Source organism: Vibrio pomeroyi (genome assembly GCA_041879425.1).
Taxonomy (GTDB): Bacteria; Pseudomonadota; Gammaproteobacteria; order Enterobacterales; family Vibrionaceae; genus Vibrio; species Vibrio pomeroyi_A.
Window position 1 is genome coordinate 196,771 of the sequence record CP090854.1, and the last position, 20,140, is coordinate 216,910.

The 20,140-nt window shown below is 41.2% G+C and carries 19 protein-coding genes; 16 read left to right on the forward strand and 3 right to left on the reverse strand.

Annotated features, from left to right (window positions below; all coding sequences use genetic code 11):
• From L0992_00900 to L0992_00935, 8 genes are all read left to right on the forward strand, one after another.
• Positions 1–1,140, forward strand: coding sequence for a Wzz/FepE/Etk N-terminal domain-containing protein (locus L0992_00900; GenBank protein XGB67325.1), 1,140 nt, complete (start codon positions 1–3; stop codon positions 1,138–1,140).
• A 194-nt stretch (positions 1,141–1,334) separates the two neighbouring features.
• Entirely contained in the window at positions 1,335–1,580 is a 246-nt protein-coding gene (locus tag L0992_00905; protein XGB67326.1) for a hypothetical protein, read from the forward strand.
• A gap of 121 nt (positions 1,581–1,701) precedes the next feature.
• Complete coding sequence (locus L0992_00910) at positions 1,702–2,406, forward strand: YjbF family lipoprotein (GenBank protein ID XGB67327.1); 705 nt, start codon at positions 1,702–1,704, stop codon at positions 2,404–2,406.
• A 21-nt stretch (positions 2,407–2,427) separates the two neighbouring features.
• Positions 2,428–3,327, forward strand: a complete 900-nt coding sequence (locus tag L0992_00915) for a capsule biosynthesis GfcC family protein (protein XGB67328.1) — start codon at positions 2,428–2,430, stop codon at positions 3,325–3,327.
• Positions 3,327–5,594: a YjbH domain-containing protein gene (locus tag L0992_00920; protein ID XGB67329.1), complete on the forward strand. Its 2,268-nt coding sequence runs from the start codon at positions 3,327–3,329 to the stop codon at positions 5,592–5,594. The genes L0992_00915 and L0992_00920 overlap by 1 nt, the downstream gene beginning before the upstream one ends.
• Positions 5,595–6,248: 654 nt before the next feature.
• Entirely contained in the window at positions 6,249–7,382 is a 1,134-nt protein-coding gene (locus L0992_00925; GenBank protein ID XGB68660.1) for a polysaccharide export protein, read from the forward strand.
• A gap of 151 nt (positions 7,383–7,533) precedes the next feature.
• Positions 7,534–7,974 (forward strand): low molecular weight phosphotyrosine protein phosphatase, encoded by a 441-nt coding sequence (locus L0992_00930; GenBank protein ID XGB67330.1) that lies wholly within the window; start codon positions 7,534–7,536, stop codon positions 7,972–7,974.
• 155 nt (positions 7,975–8,129) lie between these two features.
• A complete protein-coding gene (locus L0992_00935; GenBank protein XGB67331.1) occupies positions 8,130–10,301 on the forward strand; it encodes a polysaccharide biosynthesis tyrosine autokinase in 2,172 nt (723 codons plus the stop codon).
• A gap of 262 nt (positions 10,302–10,563) precedes the next feature.
• Here L0992_00935 and L0992_00940 read toward each other — a convergent pair whose 3' ends face one another.
• The 3 genes from L0992_00940 to L0992_00950 all read right to left on the reverse strand — a co-directional run bounded on the left by L0992_00940 (position 10,564) and on the right by L0992_00950 (position 12,009).
• A complete protein-coding gene (locus L0992_00940; protein ID XGB67332.1) occupies positions 10,564–10,899 on the reverse strand; it encodes a hypothetical protein in 336 nt (111 codons plus the stop codon).
• Positions 10,900–10,996: 97 nt separating this feature from the next.
• A complete protein-coding gene (locus L0992_00945; GenBank protein ID XGB67333.1) occupies positions 10,997–11,584 on the reverse strand; it encodes an N-acetylmuramoyl-L-alanine amidase in 588 nt (195 codons plus the stop codon).
• Positions 11,536–12,009 (reverse strand): hypothetical protein, encoded by a 474-nt coding sequence (locus L0992_00950; protein ID XGB67334.1) that lies wholly within the window; start codon positions 12,007–12,009, stop codon positions 11,536–11,538. The genes L0992_00945 and L0992_00950 overlap by 49 nt, the downstream gene beginning before the upstream one ends.
• A gap of 286 nt (positions 12,010–12,295) precedes the next feature.
• Between L0992_00950 and L0992_00955 the strand changes: the two genes are divergently transcribed.
• The 8 genes from L0992_00955 to L0992_00990 all read left to right on the forward strand — a co-directional run bounded on the left by L0992_00955 (position 12,296) and on the right by L0992_00990 (position 20,131).
• Positions 12,296–13,387: a helix-turn-helix domain-containing protein gene (locus L0992_00955; GenBank protein ID XGB67335.1), complete on the forward strand. Its 1,092-nt coding sequence runs from the start codon at positions 12,296–12,298 to the stop codon at positions 13,385–13,387.
• Between the two features lie 165 nt (positions 13,388–13,552).
• Positions 13,553–13,873 carry a hypothetical protein gene (locus tag L0992_00960; protein XGB67336.1) on the forward strand — a complete coding sequence of 107 codons (321 nt, stop codon included), beginning with the start codon at positions 13,553–13,555 and terminating at the stop codon, positions 13,871–13,873.
• Between the two features lie 361 nt (positions 13,874–14,234).
• Positions 14,235–14,615, forward strand: coding sequence for an HAD-IIIC family phosphatase (locus L0992_00965; GenBank protein XGB68661.1), 381 nt, complete (start codon positions 14,235–14,237; stop codon positions 14,613–14,615).
• On the forward strand, positions 14,606–16,189 hold the full coding sequence (locus tag L0992_00970; GenBank protein ID XGB67337.1) for a capsular biosynthesis protein: 1,584 nt from the start codon (positions 14,606–14,608) through the stop codon (positions 16,187–16,189). The genes L0992_00965 and L0992_00970 overlap by 10 nt, the downstream gene beginning before the upstream one ends.
• The gene (locus tag L0992_00975; GenBank protein XGB67338.1) at positions 16,186–16,929 is read left to right on the forward strand and encodes a glycosyltransferase family 2 protein; all 744 of its coding nucleotides are present in this window, start codon (positions 16,186–16,188) and stop codon (positions 16,927–16,929) included. The genes L0992_00970 and L0992_00975 overlap by 4 nt, the downstream gene beginning before the upstream one ends.
• Before the next feature lie 84 nt (positions 16,930–17,013).
• On the forward strand, positions 17,014–17,775 hold the full coding sequence (locus L0992_00980) for a hypothetical protein (GenBank protein XGB67339.1): 762 nt from the start codon (positions 17,014–17,016) through the stop codon (positions 17,773–17,775).
• Positions 17,776–18,555 carry a hypothetical protein gene (locus tag L0992_00985; GenBank protein XGB67340.1) on the forward strand — a complete coding sequence of 260 codons (780 nt, stop codon included), beginning with the start codon at positions 17,776–17,778 and terminating at the stop codon, positions 18,553–18,555.
• On the forward strand, positions 18,527–20,131 hold the full coding sequence (locus tag L0992_00990; protein ID XGB67341.1) for an ABC transporter ATP-binding protein/permease: 1,605 nt from the start codon (positions 18,527–18,529) through the stop codon (positions 20,129–20,131). Before L0992_00985 ends, L0992_00990 begins: the two co-directional genes overlap by 29 nt.
• Positions 20,132–20,140 lie beyond the last annotated feature (9 nt).

Consider the following 20,140-nt stretch of genomic DNA (forward strand, 5'->3'; position numbering starts at 1 on the left):
GTGAAACCGAAGACCCAATCACAACCATTTCCCACCAAAAGTTCAATGATGCATACAGACCACAATGAACTTGATTTTCGAGAGCTTTTTAAGGCTTTGTGGGACGGTAAGTTAGTAGTTATCTTGATTACAGCTTTATTCAGTATTGCTAGTATCTGCTTTGCATTATTAGCTCAAGAGTGGTGGTCTTCAAGTGCTAAAATCACAAAAGCTCAGCCTCAAAATATAGCTGCTTATCAGCAGCAAGTTAGACAGTTTCAACCTGTTTTCAATGTTTACCAAGAAGATGGTACTGTTTTAGTTAGCAAGGAGCTTGATAGTGTTGGAGACTCCAAAGTTCTCTTCCAGCGTTTTATTAACACTTTTAACTCAGCTAACAATAAACGAGTGTTTTTAGATAACAGCCCATACTTTCAAGCGCTTAAAAGCGGTCTGGCTGCTAATGGTACTGATTTGTCGGAAGTTGCAGAGCGTACTTTATACTCGGATTGGTTTAAAAGAATTACGGCGTCTTTGGAAAATATAGAAAATCATAATTCGCCATATTTTGTGCGTTTTCAATCTACAACAAGACAAGGTAGTTTTGATTTACTCTCCGCTTACATCGCTTTTACGGAATCTCAAATTCACCAAGACGCATTTAACAACTTACAAGCTCTGGTGAGTGGCAAGCGAAATGAGTTAATTCAACAAAAAAGGATTTTGGAAACCCAAGCCAAAAATCAATTGTCGGTTGAAACAGAGCGGACCAAATATGCTGTGGGTATAGCACGCGCAGCTGGTGCCGATAAGCCTATCCAATCAGGTAATGAGAATGAACTATTTAGTATCGAGCTTGGTTCAAAAGGGTTAGAAGCGAAGGTTAAAGCGCTAGAGTCAGTCAAAAACTTGAGTGTTATCGAGCCTCGTTTACTGCAGATAAATGCAAAATTGGATATGTTAAATAATCTTGAAGTTGACCGGAATGTTGAGTTTCAAACATTTCGTTTTTTAGAGAATGTCCAACAACCAATTTCTCGGGATAAACCTAAACGTGCTCTGATTGTTGTTATTTTGACAATGTTTGGTGGGTTGATAGGAGCCGCATGTGTATTGATAAGATATGCGTGCAGAAAAAAGGTTATCACCCCGTGCGGATAGTGGTTCAAGCATCATCTATCTTTATGTGACGTTATTTCCCAAATGATGCTTTATAAGGTATTGCTTATGATTTATCCATTTACTTGATTGTGGTTATTATCTATGATGATCAATCAGTTGTTTAAGCTGAGCAACTGTTTGAGGATGTGAAAATCATCTTCTACATATAAACGTTTATATTAATGGAAATCATTATGAAAAAGATGGCTCTAGCAGCTGCATTAGCAGTTAGCTTCTCAGGTGCTGCGTTTGCAGCTGAAACTACAGCAGCAGCAGGTACTGGTTCGGGTACTGGTACAGCAGCAGGCGCGGGTGCATCTGCAGCAGCAGCTGGTACGGCAACAACAGTTGCAGTAGCGACAGCAGCAGTAGCAGCAGCAGCGGCTGTAGCGGTTGCTTCTAACGAAAGCGGCGCAACGACTACAACAACGACTCAATAATTTTTGAGTTGGCGTTTAAAACCATTTTATGTGAAAGCATAAAGTGGTTTTTTTATATCTAATTGATTAATTTTCCATATTGGGACAGCAGCAACCCGATTGCTAGGAAGCAGAACACGTCATGCTTAAACCTCTAATCATATCTCTTGGTCTTTTTCTTGTTGGTTGTTCTCAGCAGTTTCAAGACGTTAATTCTACTTTTGATGAAGCCTTTTTTGGAAACTCCGATGTAGAGTTATCAAAGGAGTACATTCAAACTTTACCTTATTCGAGTATTTATGCGGAAGTAAACGACCAGGGTAAAATCTTCATGGTCTTAGCGTATGTTGGTGAAAACCCGCAAACGGGCGCAGAGCAGTTAAAGTGGATGTCTTCTGACAAAGCGATGATCGTCACTGAAAATGGACGCATCGTACAAACGTTATTGCTTCCTTATGAAAACCTCTCTGGTTTGGCATTCCAACCGTTGGATGAGTACTCGTCTGCAAATAACTCGTCAGCAGACTCTTCTTCTGCGTTTGATGTGTCAGCGAACCCCGGTGCCCAAAAGTGGCAAGCGGTTTACGACTGGCAACCCAACTATCGATTCGGCTATAAAGCAAATATCACCCGAACGTATACGGGAAATGAAACGGTCGAAACACCGTTAGCGTCTATCGATACTAAGAAGTTCCAAGAAAAGATTAACTTCCCTATGTTAGAGCAAGAGATCACCAACGAGTATTGGGTCGACAGCAAAGGCAAAGTGGTCAAAACCATACAGTATTTAGGCCCTGATATGACAAGGCTTGAGTTAACCGTCCTTAAGCATTATCAAAGCAATTAACGAACAGGGTAATGAACTAAAATGATGAATTATATTAGTCACGCATCAAAAATGACGGGGCGTCGGTTGCCAGTAGTGAGAGCTCTGTTAATGATGAGCGCTTTGTTTGCTTTGAGCTCCGCTTCTGCGGCTTCTAATTTTGTTACACCTGATGGCTCTTCTTTAGTAAAAACAACAATTGAGCTTCCTCTTCAAGGTGTGACGCTTGAGTATAAAGCTAATGTTCGACTACTTCAGGTATTAGACGACGCGAATGTTAGCTCTAACGTGAACGATAACAGAGGTATTGGTTACTTCCCTCTTTCATCTCAACTGTTTGATAAAACCAATACTAAAGCTAACGAACCTAATATAGCTAACAAAGATATCGAAGCCAAAAAGCGCAATGTATTTAACCAACTTGACGCTTTCTCGGCAGAAGAGCCAGAAGCAAAATTAGTAAAGCAACAATTAGCTTCTTTCCAATATCTCAATCGAGTTTTTATTGAATTGGACCGCAATGCGGTTATCTCGCAATCAGATAAGAATCCGTTGCTTGTTTCAAGTTCTCAGACTCACAAGTCGTCAGGCAGTCAAACTCAAGCCTTTTCTCTGTACTTACCACAACGACCAACTTCCATTCAGTTGATGGGGGCAATGAAAGAGTCGGTAACAATGAATCTGATTGAGCATGGAACATTGAATAATTATCTAGATGCATTACCGAACGGTTTTGTTGGTGAATCCGCAGATAAAAGCGTGGCGTATGTTGTTCAGCCAGATGGAGTGGTACAAACCATTCAATACGCTTACTGGAACAAACAGCCGGTTTACTTAGCACCAGGTGCCATCGTGTTTATGGCGTTTTACTCTTTGCCATCGGAATACTCAACGTTGAACCAAGATATTGTCGATTTGCTACGTCATAAGGTTGGCTTGTAATGCTGAAACAGAAATCATTCCCTCTATCGGCAGTGTGTGCATCGGTTACCTGCGCTTTGTTAATGACTAATAGCGTGCCGACGAGAGCAGAAACAACCATTGATTCCTCTTCGATTCGAGCAGAGAAATCATCATTCGACGACACTGAATATAGAACGTCGCAAATGAACTTTGGTGGTGTTGGCCTAATGCAAATGCCAACAGGCCGAATGGCCCCAGAAGGGGAGTTCAACTTTAGCGCTTCGTTTAACAACGAATACTACTTTTATAACGTCAGCCTACAGGTGATGCCTTGGCTTGAAACCACCATTCGTTATACACAAGTACAAGATCTGCTTTATAGCGGAGGCGCAGACCAAGACTGCTCACAAAACTCATTCAGTGGCTGCACCAAATACACAGATAAAGGCATCGACTTTAAACTGCGTTTAATCGAAGAAGGGTACTACTTACCAGAAGTATCGGTAGGTGTGCGTGATTTCGGTGGTACAGGCTTGTTTGATGGCGAATTTGTCGCGGCCACCAAGCGTTTTGGCCCTGTTGATTTTACTTTGGGCATGGCTTGGGGATACATGGGCACCAGTGGCAATTTCACTAACCCATTGTGTAAAGCCAGTGACAAGTATTGTGAACGCCCGTCTGATTTTAAAGGCAATGGCGGCAGTGTCGATTTTGAGCGTTGGTTTAAAGGCGATGCTGCGATTTATGGTGGTTTTGAATATCAAACCCCTTATAAGCCGCTAACCTTGAAGCTTGAGTACGATGGCAACGATTACTCTCAAGATTTCCCAGTAGTACGTGGCGGTGTCGACATGACACAACACACGCCATGGAACGTAGGTGCTGTGTACCGTTTCACTGATTGGGGCTCAGCGAAAGTCAGCTATGAGCGAGGCGATACTTTAACCCTTGGTTTTGATCTCTCGACCAATTTCAATGAAATGTATTCTGTGTGGCGAGATACTGAAACAGCAGAATTGCGCCCAAGCGATGTCGAGACGGTTGACGATATTGACATGGCAGCCCTCGCGGAAGAGCTTGAAACGATCGCTGGCTATGAACAAGCACAAATCTTGGTCGACGATAACAGTATTGTGGTAAAGGGTACTCAGGTTAAGTACCGAGACAGAGACGTCGCCCTTGAGCGCGGTGCGACCGTGATTGCCAACGCGGTACCGAGTTACATCGACACCTACAAAATCATTGAAAACGACAAATCGTTGGAACTCACCGAGACAACGGTAGATGCTCAAATGTTCAAAGCGGCAGCTAATAACAGTTATCTCAATGCTCAAACCAGTGATGCAACAAACACTCACGAATTAGAGCGCAAGAAATCCGTTATTTATCATGATGGGCGTGAACGATTCGATGTGTCGATTTCACCAAACCTAGCTCAATCATTCGGTTCGGCTGAAAACTTCTACTTATACAGTTTGGGTTTGTACACCAATGCTTCGTACTGGGCGTTGAACAATGTCGAACTGTCGGGCTCGCTTTACGTTAACTTAGTCGACAACTACGACAAGTTTAATTACGAAATCCCATCAGACGGCACTGACCAAACGCCAAGAGTAAGAACCTTGTTCCGCTCTTACGTTGACGATCCGGTTCGTTTAGACCGTTTACAACTGACTTGGTTTGAAGACTACGGCAGCGGTGTCTACACCCAAGCCTACGGTGGTTACCTAGAGAGTATGTTCGCGGGTGTGGGTGGCGAAATCCTGTATCGTCCATTCAATCAAAACTGGGCGATTGGCGCAGACATGACAGCAATAAGCCAACGAGACCCTGAAAGCTGGTTTGGTAGGTTTGATGAAGAGATCCAAGTCAACCCCGACGACAGCAGCCGAACGTATAAAGTAATCGACAAAGGCACGACTGGCTTTATTACCGGTTACTACACCCCACAATGGGACTTCTTGAGTGATACCTTGCTTAAAGTGGGCGTCGGTAAATTCCTTGCGGGTGATATCGGTACTCGTGTCGATTTCTCTAAGCAGTTCAAGAGCGGTGTGATTGCCGGTGCATTTGTCAGCTTAACCGACATGACAACCGAAGAATACGGTGAGGGCAGCTACACCAAAGGCTTCTACGTATCGATTCCGTTTGATTTAGTCACCGTGAAACCAAGTTCAAGCCGTGCAGGTTTCACCTGGTTACCGATCACTCGTGACGGCGGACAAGTGCTGAACAAGCAATACAACTTGTTCGATCAAACCGATGCGCGCTCACCTTGGTTCCAAAGACCAAGTAGCGTTAAGTAGATCGAAAGCAGATGCGGGTAACGAGTAGCGAGATACGAAGAGCCGGGAAAGAGCAGTTTCGAAATACGAGTAACGAATAGCTTAAGAGCTCGTGATATTAATTGGATCTAGCTTTTAGTTCTCCCCCTTGAACGCCGTTCGTTTGTGAGCGGTGATGTTCATCAAAGGGGGAGTTAGAGGGGGAGGAAATCTATGTGTTACCATCCCCTCCCAGCCTCCCGTCACGGCTTTTCCTCCTCTTAGCTCTTCGTTTACTCGTATCTCGCTACTCTCATCTGCTCTTTAGCTTTTCGCATCTGCTCTTATCTACATTTAAAACCATTCAACTAGGTTGATAATAACCACAATTTGTGGATAATGCTTACGGATTAAATTAACCGTATGCAAGCGCATTTTTTTATTGCTACGTTTTAGACAAAATACGCCTATTCAAATTCCATATTGATAGGGGCAGATTAACTACGCAATGTGGTGTCGCGGAATATCAAGGGGCGGTAGCGTTCCTATCTTTGATGCTAAGATGGAAGCGAGGTCACGGTAATGGCTATCCTTAACTCTCTTAAATACTGCGTAGCTGATAAAGTTGTCTGTTCTAACTTCTTTGGGTGTCCTTTGGGATATCACGACACATTCCGTTTCTATGACTTGGTTAACATGAAGATTAATAAAAATCGTCTCCTTTTAGCGCTCCTTCCTGTATTGCTTGCAGGGTGTACTACTCCAGGAACTCATCTTTCTACTGGCAACAAGAATGTGATTCAACCTTCAGAGGAACAGCAAGAATCTGATATCTCTGATGTGGTTAACCTTTATCCACTGACCGCGCAATCAGTATCGAGTTTCCGAAATGAATCTTTATCGGTTTCCCAAGCTAACCCGACATTAGATGTTGATATTGCAAAGTATGAATACCAAGTGGGCGTTGGTGACATCTTAAACATCACCATTTGGGATCACCCTGAACTGACCATTCCTGCGGGCTCTTATCGTAGTAGTACCGAAGCAGGTAACTGGGTTCATGCTGACGGCACGATTTTCTATCCATATATTGGTACAGTAGAGGTGGCGGGAAAAACCGTTCGTGAAGTGCGTGCTGATATTGCCAGTCGCTTAGCTAAGTACATTGAAAGCCCTCAGGTTGATGTTAACGTCGCCGCTTTCCGCTCTAAGAAAACTTATATTACTGGCGAGGTGTCAAACCCTGGCCAGCAGCCGATCACTAATATCCCATTAACGTTACTGGATGCCGTGAACCGTTCGGGCGGTTTGTCTGAGGATGCAGACTGGCGTAATGTTTCATTAACGCGTAATGGCGTAGAAGAAAACCTTTCACTTTACGGCTTAATGCAACGTGGTGATTTAACCCAAAACCGCTTATTGCAAGCGGGTGATATTGTTCACGTGCCTCGTAACGACAACCAGAAAGTGTTCGTGATGGGGGAAGTGAACGATCCTCAACTACTCAAGATTGATCGTGTTGGGATGAGCCTAACCGAAGCACTCAGCAACGTTGGTGGTATTAACCAGCTGACGGCAGATGCAACGGGCGTGTTTGTGATTCGCACTTCAGATGATAAATCAGAACGCATGGCAGATATCTACCAACTGAATATGGAAGATGCATCTGCATTGGTGATTGGTACCGAGTTTGATTTAAAACCTTACGACATTGTGTATGTCACCGCTGCACCAATCAGCCGTTGGAACCGTGTTATCGGTCAGCTTGTACCGACCATCTCTGGCTTCAACGACCTAACTGAAGGTATGTTGCGCGTTCGTAATTGGTAATAACTGGAGATTAATAATCAGGTTGCATTTAGCGTGTGACCTGATTTTTTACATCTAGAAGTAAACCTTGTTTGTAAGCACGTTCAGTTTATAAATGCATTCGATTTACAGATGCATTGGGTTTACGAAAAACTAACGCTATAAGTGAATTATGTTTAATAAAATTTTAGTCGTATGCGTGGGCAACATTTGTCGTTCCCCGACTGGAGAGCGAGTTTTACAAAACTTGCTTCCAAACAAAGAAGTGGCCTCTGCCGGTATAGCTGCTGAAAAAAGCCGTTTAATTGGTAAGCCTGCAGACGATACTGCGATTTTAATTGCCGCTGAAAATGGTGTCGATGTTGAAAATCATCAGTCTCAGCAAGTCACGCCACAGCTTTGTGCACAGTATGACTTGATCTTGGTGATGGAGAAGGGCCATTTAGAAGCGCTCACTCAAATATCGCCAGAGGCACGCGGTAAAACCATGTTGTTTGGTCAGTGGATTGACCAAAAAGACATTCCTGACCCTTACCGTCAAAGCCGCGAAGCGTTTGAATATGCTTATAAGTTGATTGACGAAGCAGCACAGGCTTGGGTAAAAAAACTGTAGATTTAAAAATACAGTAGGTTGAAATAGACAGCTTTTTAAATGTCATGCTCTACACGTAGGCGTGGCTAAGCCATCAACAGAATCATATAAAAGAGAAGTACGCGGAGCGTATATATCGTCTCTTAAATAGCAATAATTTAGGAAGTAGCAATCTGATGACAACACAACCATCTCAGCAATCACACACAGATAACTCTGATGAGATAGATTTAGGAAAACTGCTTGGTATCTTATTAGATGCTAAATGGCTAATCATGCTCACCACATTTGCTTTTGCTGTGTTTGGTATTGCGTTTGCCCTGCTTTCAACACCGATATACAAAGCCGATGCACTGATTCAAATTGAAGAGAAGAGCTCTGGCGGTATTTCATCGATGGTTGGTGACATGGGCGAGTTGTTCTCTCAAGAATCTTCTGCGACGACAGAAGTGGAGATCATCAAATCTCGTATGATCTTAGGTGAAACGGTTGATAAGTTTAACCTAACGACGGTGACATCACCGAACTACGCACCCATCGTCGGTAAGGGTTTTGCTCGCTTAACCGGTGACATCAACCACATCGCAGTGAGCCGCTTTACTTTGCCAAGCTATGCGAGCGGTTACGCACACACGATTCAAATTCTCGATGCCGAGCAAGGCACTTACCAACTGGTTCGTGACGATGAGCGCGTTATCTTAAAAGGCCAAGTGGGTGAGCTAGCGACAGCCGATGACTACAGTTTGTTTGTGGCAGGTTTTGAATCGCATAATGATTTTGAATTCTCTATTAGTCAACGTAGCCGACTAGAAGCGATTGAATGGTTGAAGAAGTCTTTATCATTGTCTGAACAAGGTAAGCAGACCGGTATTTTGAAGTTAAGCTTTGAAGGTGAAAACAAGCAGCAGATTTCTGAAATCCTCAATCACATTAGCCAGATCTACTTTTTACAAAACGTGAAGCGTAATTCAGCGGAAGCAGAGAAGAGCCTCTCTTTCTTAGAAAGCCACCTTCCGGGTATTAAATCTGAGCTGACGGGTTATGAAGACGTATTAAACAATTACCGCCAAAAGAACGAATCGATCGACTTGGGCTTAGAAGCACAATCAACCCTGAAGGTAATGGTAGAGCTTGAAGCGCAATTGAATGAACTGACGTTTAAAGAGAGTGAAATCAGCCAGCGCTTCACTAAAGATCACCCAGCCTACAAAGCCCTGCTTGATAAGCGTAAAACGCTATTGGGTGAAAAAGAGCGCCTAAACAAGCAAGTACAAAAGCTACCGAAAACACAACGTGAAGTACTGCGTATGACACGTGATGTCGAAGTAAACCAACAAATCTACATCCAGCTTTTAAACAAGGTTCAAGAGCTAAGCATTATTAAGGCTGGTACCGTCGGTAACGTTCGTATTTTAGATGACGCGCAAGCGTATGCTCGCGCTGTAAAACCTAAGAAGCCGCTGATTGTAGTATTAGCAACGCTACTGGGTGGCATGTTAAGTGTCGCGTTTGTATTAGTGAAAGCGGCGTTCCACCGTGGTGTGGAAAGCCCAGACCAAATTGAACAAATCGGCCTTCCGGTTTACGCCGCGGTACCAAAATCTGATTTGCAGATAGAGCTAACTAACCGCTTTAAATCGAAGAAGCAGCAAACCAAGGGGACGCAAGCACTGCTTGCCGAATCGAACCCTGCGGATCTTTCGGTTGAAGCACTGCGTGGCCTTCGTACCAGCTTGCACTTTGCGATGCTAGAAGCGAAAAACAACGTCTTGATGATCTCTGGCCCAGCGCCGGGTATTGGTAAATCTTTTATCTCGACCAACTTTGCCGCAGTAGCCGCAAAAACAGGCCAAAAAGTACTGCTGATTGATGCCGATATGCGTAAAGGTTACCTACAACAAAGCTTTGGTGTGAAATGGGACAACGGCCTTTCTGATGTATTAAGCAGCAAGCAAGAGTTCGCTCAATCTGTTAAAACTACACCAGTAGAAAACCTAGATATTCTTACTCGTGGCCAAGTGCCACCCAACCCATCTGAACTGCTGATGCACCCACGCTTTGCTGAGCTAATGGAATGGGCATCAAAAGAGTATGACTTGGTGATTGTCGATACCCCACCTGTACTGGCGGTAACCGACCCAAGTATTGTTGGCGCCTTCGCTGGCACCACATTAATGGTGGCGCGTTACGGCCAAAACACCATTAAAGAGATCGATGTTGCTCGTAACCGTTTCGAACAATCGGGTATCGAAGTGAAAGGCGTTATCTTCAACGCCATCGAGAAGAAAGCATCAAGCTCATACGGCTACGGTTATTACAACTACGCATATTCGAGCGACAAGAAGTAAAGAAAGCAGTAACGAGATGCGAGTAGCGAAGAGCAGATACGGGATGCGAGTTATCGAGTATCGAAAAAATAAGAGCTAAATGGCAGATACGGGATGAGAGTGGCGAGTAACGAAAAGCGCCGCTCTTCGCATCTCGTTTACTCGTCACTCGTATCTATTCTTTACCCACTCGAATCCGCTCTTAGTCTCTCCGCATCCCGTTTACCCGTCACTCGTATCTGCTTTTTAAGCTCTTCGCATCCCGTTTACTCGTTACCCGTATCTACTTTTTTATAACGCCACCCGTCAAATACAATCCAATTGCCGCCAACACCGGATAACCAAACGCTTCATTGGTCATTTCCCCTAACGGTTTCCAATAGTAGCCGTGCATGCAACCCAGAATCACCATCACATGCAGTGCCACATAAGGAATGGTGAACAACAACACAATGTAGCGCTGTACTAACTTAAAAGGTTCATACGCTTTAAGCAGTGCCAGCTTGTGCTTTGCTTTTTCTTCATCAGTAAAAAACATCGCATCTCCTGTGTTGGTGAGTGCATCTAACCCTTTGCTAATGGAAGACTGGCTCCCGAATATTCTTCCGAACAATGTCATACTGCTCCTTGGTTGATTGATGGTTATATACCGCCTTTCTCGTCACTCCCGCTCTTAAGCCTTTCGCATCTCGTTCACTCGAATCTCGTATCTGCTCTTAAGCTTTTATCTTCAAAACAGGACACGCCTTATTCACGCCCCAATCTTTATGCCCCTTAACATGCTCATCTGAAATCAAGAACTGCTCTTGCAGTGCAGCCATCAAACCAAACAACGCCTTGCGCTGCGCAAGTGTGAAGTTATCCTCTGGTTGCAGCTCGGCATTACAACCGCCGATCATACAAACCCCAATATTGCCTTTGTTGTGTCCTTTCACATGTGCGCCGGTTTGTGACAGTGGCCTGCCAAGTTCGACATCCCCATTGCGACGAATAACAAAGTGATATCCGACATCGCGCCAGCCTCTCTTTTTATGCCATCGACGAATCTCGGCTACGTCTACATCTTGCTGTGGCGGCGTGGCGCTACAATGCACAGTGATAAAAGAATATGGCGGACAAAAAGGTAAGCGGAGTAAAACTGAAACCAAGCTTAGAGAATAGGAAGTAGGAGATAAGCAAGGCTCTAACGAAGGGATGAGCTCGATAGAGTCAGCCTGTTCTTGTAAGTCAGCCGACTCTTGCAAAACAGAAGCGGCTAACGGCTGGTGTGGAACTCGATCAGTTGCTGGTGGAGTGTTTGACAAAATAAATCCTCTTGTTGTTGTAACCAGGTGATTAAAAACGTGGATAACGAATCTTCAAAATCAGGGTGCAGTGCGATGTGTTGTCGCAAACTCGCTGCTACGGTTTTGGCATAACCAGAGTGGTGGTTTACATAACGTAAATACATCACGTAATAACCCAGAGGCTGCCTGCGCCGAGCTCGGCTGATCATCCAACAAGTATCCTCATAGCTGGGGACGTCACCGGATTCATCCTCATTAAAATCACAACCGTCCATTTGGCTTTCTTTATAACCGCCGGCTTCATAGCTCAGTACTTGGCCAGACCCATCACTATCACTAAAAAATAACGGCTGGCGTGATTGATTCAGGGAATTAGCACGGCACTCGAGGCTCGCCATTCCGGGTTGGTACACTGAAATAAAAAGAGAAACTATCGCCTTCATTAAGCACCTTATTGCTACATAGGGAGGGCAATGTACTTCAACATTCTTGATTGGGGTTGGCGGTAATAGCGCGAAAATGGAGGGACACAGAAAAGTGAGAAGTTCTTCGAAAAATTACAGATCAATAAGGTTGGTGTTGCATATCTATCCGAGGCGTTTAACCAAACATCTTTTCTTACAACTTATCTCATGGGCGTTTTGCCCCTAAAGCGCCAAAAAGTGTTGTTAATGCTCTGTATATCAATGGATTTCTATACGAATGACTAATTAACAAGGAGCGTTAACCATGTGTGTTTCTCTAATTCTTTCTTTCATCCCATTAAAAACCGGATCGCCGATAAGCAAGTTGGTGTTATTAAAATTGGCCGATAACGCCGACGCGCGCGGCGTGTGTTTCCCATCCTTAAATTACTTAGCGCAATATTGCGAAGTGTCGGTAAGAACCGTTAAGCGACACGTTAACGAACTCGAGAAACAAGGCTTTGTGAAGCGGATAAAGCGCTTTGATGATTCAGGACGCCAGCGCAGCAATATATATCAGCTGCGCCTACCCAACGACAGACACATTCAGCAGAGCGATCTAGACCAAGCGAATCAAGAGAACGCGAATGTAGAACAAACAGGTTTACCGCCAGCCTCGTCGGAATATCCACAGAAAACAGAGCACACAAAGAAAATAGACCATTCAGACACTCCCCTGGGTGACTCAAGATCCAACACGGAGAGTGATCATCCTGCACACATAATCTTTCATAAAGAACACAAAACAGACATTCCTTGTGAACAGCCCCTTCATTGCGAAGCTAAAGCAAATGCTACATCCCAAACGGAAAGTACCAATCAAGAAGGCTCAAAGAGTGAAGCCGTGATTCACCTGCTCACCCAAGAGGGCAGCGCGCCGATTTACCATGAGTTCACCACCATATTAGAGCGCACCTACCCCAAGTTAGATGTGCTGCAAGAACTGCACGCCATGCAAGCCTGGTTGTACATTAACCCCGATAAGCGCAAACCGTTTGAGCACATTGGCCATTTTGTGAATGGCTGGCTCAGAAGAAGCGCCCAAGCCAAGGCGAAGCGAGACTCATCGCCGGTCTTTAAGCAAACTAACGCGGTTAAGCAAACACAAGCGGTGAAACCCTCAAAGAAACCTAAACCGATAAAAGCCGTAGGATCAAGAAAAACAGGTGCGCTCACAACAGCTTCAAACCAAGCGCAGCCAATCAAAAGCAATCAAGCCGAAAGCAAATCTCAACAACCCACGCCTGTCTCTCTGGCCCTCGCGGACTACCAAGCCAAAAGCACCACCAACCCGTTCGAAGCGCGTATCAAGGCCCTAGTTCAATCCAAATCGCTCGGCACGGATGCTAAGCAGTGACCATTCGATTATTCACAGACTAAGCGCTTGTTCACACAGTTAAAATCTATTGAAAAACAATAGCTTAGGAATTAGGGGGGTGGGGAAAACCGAAGGCGAAGGCAGACCAAACGTGAATACAGACAAAAAACGTCAAGAGACAAAAGTCGAATTAGGAGAGGGAAAATGGACGATATCAGCCTAAAAAAACTGACAACAAAAGAAAAAGTCACCATTTTAGAAAAAGAGATAGCGCGAGTGGAAGGGCGCATTGGCGAGTTCTTGAAACTGCTGGTTAACCACTACCCACAAGGGTTAACACGCACAGAGATTAAAGCGTTATTGGCGGTAAACAACAACCCAAGCTTTGTGTCGCTGTACCGCAACGGCAACATCTTCATTGATATAGAGAAACGCTACTGCGACGCAGCACAAGAAAACAGGTACCACATAGGGACTCAGTATTTACAAGACGTACACTGCTGCCGCTGGGTCAATGCTTTGTGAGGCACTTGTCAGAATAAGGTAAATTGCAAACTGGTCAATATGCACTTGATTTGCTAGAATACGCAGCAAATTAAAACCGTATGAAAAACGCATAAACCTGAAACACAGTGATAAATTGTGATTCATTGCCTGTAGGAGCCAAACCTAAGGGCGGTAGCGTACCCAAATGCGAGTGGCTAGCAAGTTAAAAAGTGCAGCAAGCCTAAAGGCTGAAAAGCCATTTTGGCGGCCTATTGGTGCGGTTTTTAGAAAGTAAGCAAAATCTAGGCTTTATAAGAGGCGGCCTACAAGGGGCAGCCTTAAAGTGGATAAAAAGTATCTCACCAGTGTGATTATATCTGAGATTATTGTAGGTGAAATAATGAAAAAATTAGTAGTAGACCTTGATGGAACATTAACACAGGCAAACACCTCTGATTACAGAAATGTGTTGCCTCGGGAAGATGTTATTGGGCAATTAAGGCAATACCAGAAACAAGGCTTTAGTATTGTGATTGCAACGGCTCGTAACATGCGTACCTATGAAGGTAATGTTGGAAAAATTAATATCCACACACTTCCAATAATAATTGCCTGGTTAGATACCCATAAAGTTCCTTATGATGAGATTATAGTAGGAAAGCCGTGGTGCGGTAAAGAAGGGTTCTATATTGATGATCGTGCAATAAGACCTTCTGAGTTTGCTAACTTATCTTTCTCTGAAATTACTCAACTACTAGAGGAAGAGGCCAAATGTTCATAATTCTATCTGGAGCATATGTCGGCCAGGAACTGGAATCTGAATTTGGTCGTATTCCACCCAGCTTTCTACCTCTCGGAAATCGCAGACTTTTTCAGCACCAAGTTGCGCTAGCACCAAAAGGGGTTGATATATTTCTCTCTGTTCCTGAATCCTATTCCGTTTCTAAATTAGATCAACAATGGCTCGAGAGAGAAAAGGTGACATTGATCTACACACCAGACAGCATGAACCTGGGTGCTTCATTAGTAGCAGCGATAAATATAAGTGGACATTCCTTGGATAGTCCTCTTCATATTCTTTATGGAGATACACTTTTTAGACAGCTACCAATTGGAGATGACTTAGCCAGCGTTTCGATTGCAACAGACAGTTATAATTGGGCGCTACTAACCGATGATAACGCTCATTGGCTAAAAGATGCTGAACAAGAATTCAGTTCAGAAGTTAATAGAATTATAGATGGTTATTTTAAGTTTAGTAAACCTCGGGAACTAGTTCGCTGCATTACGCAATCTGCATGGAACTTTATAGAAGGGCTTAACCGCTACTTTCAATCGGTGGGGTTGACGCCAGTAAGCTCCAATGGTTGGCTCGATTTTGGTCATGTAAATACTTACTACAAATCCAAAGCAGAGCATACGACTCAAAGAGCATTTAATGAGCTCACCATCACATCAAAGTGGATAGAAAAAGCAAGTATAAAAAACAATAAAATCGCAGCTGAAGCCAATTGGTTTGAAAATCTTCCATATTCACTTCGTGTATATACTCCTCAGTATATGGGAAGCGACATTAGTCAAGGTAAAGTTTCATATCGATTAGAGTACCTACACCTTACAGCTTTAAATGAACTCTTTGTATTCTCTAAACTACCAACTCAGGTTTGGCAACAGATACTAAATGGGTGTGTGGAGTTTCTATCAAGCTGTAGTAAACAGACTGTAGACTTCAGCACTAAGGTCAACGGACTGGACTCGCTATTTGGAGGTAAAACTTCGAGCCGCTTGGCCGAGTATTGTAAATCACGAAATATTGATTTAAACAGCAACTGGCTTTATGAAGGCCAAACAACAAGCTTGAACGAAATCCTAGTTCAGAGTGAAAAACACCTTCCTAATGGCGAAGAGGCTCTGGGAGTTCTTCATGGGGATTTTTGTTTTAGTAACATACTTTATGACTTCAGATCTAACCAAGTTAAAACAATTGATCCAAGAGGTATGACTCCAGATGGGACTAAAACAATTTTCGGTGATATTCGCTATGACCTAGCCAAACTGAGTCACTCTATTTTAGGTTTGTATGACTGGATCATTGCAGGCTATTATGAAGTATCTATAAATGGACAAGAAATCAAGCTAAGTATTGCAGACAATGGTATCCACAGAGAAACTCAACAAGCTTTCATTCAGTTAGTTGAACGCGAGTTTGGGATTAGTGCGCAAAACCTATATGCTATGCAAATTCAACTTTTTTTATCAATGCTACCACTACATGCAGATGACAAGCCACGACAAGATGCTTTATTTGCAAATGCTTTTCGACTATATCAAATATTACAGAGACTAGAACAATGATCGTTATACCTATGGCTGGCATGAGCTCACGTTTTTTTAAAGCTGGCTATACTCAACCTAAATATATGTTGCCAGCACATGGTAAAACTCTTTTTTCCCATGCTGTTGAAAGTTTTTCCAAATATTTTAAAACTGAGCATTTTCTATTTATAATTCGAGATGAATATAATACAAATGAATTTGTACTTGAACAGGCCGAATTACTTGGGATAACTCGATACGATATAGTTAAATTAGATAGGAAAACACGAGGACAAGCTGAAACCGTAGCTCTTGGTGTTGAAGAACTGATAAATAATGAAATGGTCAGTTATGAAGAGAGTCTTACTATTTTTAATATCGACACATTCCGACCTGGTTTTAGCTACCCCGACTTAGGTAATTTTGGGGCAGGCTACTTAGAGGTATTTAGAGGAGAAGGCTCTAATTGGTCTTTTGCGCAACCAATGTCGGATACTACAACTTTAGTGAAGAGGACCGCTGAAAAAAAACCAATATCAGATCTATGTTGTACCGGGTTATATCATTTTCGGTCGTTGAAACTTTATTTTGATGCGTATTATGACTATTTAAAGAAACCGAAAAAAGAATGGGAAAAAGGTGAGCTATATGTTGCACCGTTATATAATTATCTGATAAATGATAATCATAAAATACATTACAATTTAATTTTAAGAGAACATGTTGTTTTTTGTGGGATACCGCAAGAGTATATAGATTTTCTTGAGATTGAAACGTAAACTAATGGTCATTCATTCAGAAATAATGACATTGAAATTTGAATTGATATTATCTCAGGATATGAATATTTTGGTAGGTGGGATTTGAACAACGATGACTATGACCTAATATACTTCGGTCAAATAAGAACATTTAAGAAAAATATAGTTTCTCACCGTGATATTATAAAAAATGCAAAAAATATAATTATATCCACATGGACAGATCAGATTATTCCAAATGAAATATACATGTTGAATAAAAATGTTCATGTGACTTATACAGACTTCGAATCAGAATTTTTCACTAAAATAGATTCAACAAAAATTCCCGATTGTGTTATGAATCATTCATTTGGCTTTCAGCATCATAGAGCTATGTTACCAAAACACTATTTGCTAAAAAAGGGTGCAAGTATTTATCGGGAAAAAGTAAGGAAACCAGCAAAGTTTGTTGTACTGATTAGACCTGATTTATATTTTTATGATACAGAAGCATATAAAAATTTATTTAATTCTGGATTTGTTACAAATACAAAAGATAGTTCAGAAGAAGTCTCTGATCAGTTTCTTATAGGTGAAAGAAAAATAATATTAACCGTCTGTGATGCATTTGATTATTTAATGAATGACTGGGAACAACTAATTAAAGAGAAGCAACCTATCCCACTCTTTATTAATGAGGGGTATTTGAGATGGAAACTAAAAAATCTCAATGTTGAAATAATAAGAGAAAAAAAATTTTTTGAAATCAACCGGAAATATTTACATTTATATACGTTTATTTTTACATTTCTTCCTAATTTGAAGTGCAAAAATAAATTTATCGGATTTATAAAAAAAACTGGTTTATGGAGGCAGTTTTAATTGGATGTAATAATACAAGGTCCTATGACTCACGCAAATAATTATGAATATTTAAATTTCATTCGTGATATTTGTGAATCCAGCCATATAAACAAGGTGATAATTTCTACAACTGATAACGATGTCTTGGGTTACAGTAATAAAAAAATAATTTATTCAAGATATTATGATCCTGGACAAGATAAAGGACCATATAAAAAGCCTCTTAATTTAAAACGGTTTTTTCATGGAATTTCCAATGCCAAGGCGAGTGTTACTTCCGACATGGTGCTTATTATCAGAAGTGATATAATCGTTAATATTGATAAGGTTCTTAGACTAACCGTGAGACAAACAGGAACAGTTTATGTTACTGATGTGACAACAAAGTCGCAATTTATTAATAATAAGTGGATAGATCACTTTTGTGATTGGTTATATTTAATTGACAATAACTTAATGAATAATTTATTTGTTAATTATGATTATGATGATCAAACAACTGGATTGAAAATAGAAAGTGGATCCATATACCCTTTGAGCCCAGAAAAATACATGAAGAAAAAAATTGATCAAGTTGGTGATGTAATATATAAGTTATTGCCATCCTCATCTATAGATTTGTCATGTCTTAAAGAAGAGTATAGATTGATACCATTCGGTATTAATAAAAAATATATGACAAGCCAATTTGAATTTAATTACTTTAGACGTTTCTCTAAGGTAAGGTATATTAGGTTCTTCCTTATCCCTATATTTAAGATATACTATAATGCTTTTAGAAAACATAAAGAGTTTTAATTTTATCACTAGTGGTAAAGTAGTCCCGAAAATTATAGCAAAAGTATTGGTTGCATCATGTCTTGACGTCGCCTCACTAGCTCTAGCCTATACGATAATAAGGTTTTCGACCACTAAAAATATAAGCTTAACACCCGAAATATTATATGCAACTATACTGGCTCTACTTGTATCGATTATAGTTAGATTTTATATTCTTAGATCTTTAAATGATTCAATTCATGGTATAAGACACTTACTCTCAAGAGAAATTTTGACGAAGTTTTTGGATTTAGGCCCTTCTATGTTAAGTTCAGGCTTGACATCCTTGTCATCTGACATTTTCAGCGAAGTAGAGCAGGTCATAAACTCCTACATAGTTCCTTTTTCAAATCTGCTACAAAGCGGGATTGTATGTCTTTTCATTTGTTGTGGTCTGTTATATCTTTATCCTGAAGTAACTATCGTGTTGTTTATAGTATTCTCACTACTATATCTTTGTATATTTGCTGTTACCAATAAATATTCTAAAAGGATAGCTCAAGAACGATTACACGATAACGATAGACGATTTAGTTTAGTCAGTAATGTAATAACCACTTATAAAACTATTGCAGTATATGGTGCAAAAGAAGCAACACTTGATCGTTTTGATAACTACTCAAGAAGATTAGCTAAAAACATTGGACGCAACCAAACTATAGGAGTATTCCCTAAGTACGCAATAGAATCTTTAGTATATATAGGAGTCGCATTATATCTTGTCTTAGCTTATGAGGAAGGCACAGGAATAGAAATGATTTTAGTGTTAGGTTTGTCAGCAATAAAATTATTACCTTCATTTCAAACCTTTTATCATTCTTTTAATCACCTTCGGTTTGGATTACCTGCCTTTAAAAATGTTTACTCCACAATCACTAAAGTTCTCAATAAATCAAAATTTTCTAACCATGCTGAAGAATGTAATTGCGTTGAAATAAAAATAAAGTCTTTTGACTATGATGGTAAAGTAATTCTTAAGGACATAAATTTTTCCATAAAAAATGTGGGAGTAACAAGCATTATTGGGGAAAGTGGAAGTGGTAAATCAACTCTACTTGATCTTATTTTGGGTTTTGAAAATGTCAAAAATGGATTAATAACCTATTCACCTAATTATTCAGATCACAACACCTTTATGGATTGCATAGGTTATGTTCCTCAAGAATATGATCTAATTGAAGGTACTTTATTGGAAAATATTTTATTTTATAGAAATATTGAGGAATTCGACGTAAAGAAACTGCTAGCATTAGCTGACAAATTGGGTTTAGGTGGGCTTGTCAAAAGCAGGGAAGATTTAGAAAGGAATTTGGATTTAGGTGGTCAAGGCTTGTCTGGAGGACAAAAGCAGAGAATATCAATGTGTAGGGCATTATTACGTGACCCTAAGATCCTTATTCTAGATGAACCTACGAGTGCACTTGATAAAAATAGTGAAAAAAGCTTATTACTATTAATTAAAGAGTTGTCTGAAAATATATGTGTAATAATAATATCTCATAATCCGGATATTGTTAATTATTCTGACCAAGTGGTAGAATTGAAAAAAATATAGACTATCAAG

What these genes read in the sequence shown, in the direction of transcription:
- L0992_00905 (XGB67326.1), top strand. Translation starts at nt 1,335, where the DNA reads ATGAAAAAGATGGCTCTAGCAGCTGCATTAGCAGTTAGCTTCTCAGGT.
- L0992_00925 (XGB68660.1), top strand. Translation starts at nt 6,249, where the DNA reads ATGAAGATTAATAAAAATCGTCTCCTTTTAGCGCTCCTTCCTGTATTG.
- L0992_00930 (XGB67330.1), top strand. Translation starts at nt 7,534, where the DNA reads ATGTTTAATAAAATTTTAGTCGTATGCGTGGGCAACATTTGTCGTTCC.
- L0992_00970 (XGB67337.1), top strand. Translation starts at nt 14,606, where the DNA reads ATGTTCATAATTCTATCTGGAGCATATGTCGGCCAGGAACTGGAATCT.
- L0992_00965 (XGB68661.1), top strand. Translation starts at nt 14,235, where the DNA reads ATGAAAAAATTAGTAGTAGACCTTGATGGAACATTAACACAGGCAAAC.
- L0992_00940 (XGB67332.1), bottom strand. Translation starts at nt 10,899, where the DNA reads ATGACATTGTTCGGAAGAATATTCGGGAGCCAGTCTTCCATTAGCAAA.
- L0992_00915 (XGB67328.1), top strand. Translation starts at nt 2,428, where the DNA reads ATGATGAATTATATTAGTCACGCATCAAAAATGACGGGGCGTCGGTTG.
- L0992_00990 (XGB67341.1), top strand. Translation starts at nt 18,527, where the DNA reads ATGCTTTTAGAAAACATAAAGAGTTTTAATTTTATCACTAGTGGTAAA.
- L0992_00955 (XGB67335.1), top strand. Translation starts at nt 12,296, where the DNA reads ATGTGTGTTTCTCTAATTCTTTCTTTCATCCCATTAAAAACCGGATCG.
- L0992_00935 (XGB67331.1), top strand. Translation starts at nt 8,130, where the DNA reads ATGACAACACAACCATCTCAGCAATCACACACAGATAACTCTGATGAG.
- L0992_00950 (XGB67334.1), bottom strand. Translation starts at nt 12,009, where the DNA reads ATGAAGGCGATAGTTTCTCTTTTTATTTCAGTGTACCAACCCGGAATG.
- L0992_00920 (XGB67329.1), top strand. Translation starts at nt 3,327, where the DNA reads ATGCTGAAACAGAAATCATTCCCTCTATCGGCAGTGTGTGCATCGGTT.
- L0992_00975 (XGB67338.1), top strand. Translation starts at nt 16,186, where the DNA reads ATGATCGTTATACCTATGGCTGGCATGAGCTCACGTTTTTTTAAAGCT.
- L0992_00960 (XGB67336.1), top strand. Translation starts at nt 13,553, where the DNA reads ATGGACGATATCAGCCTAAAAAAACTGACAACAAAAGAAAAAGTCACC.
- L0992_00910 (XGB67327.1), top strand. Translation starts at nt 1,702, where the DNA reads ATGCTTAAACCTCTAATCATATCTCTTGGTCTTTTTCTTGTTGGTTGT.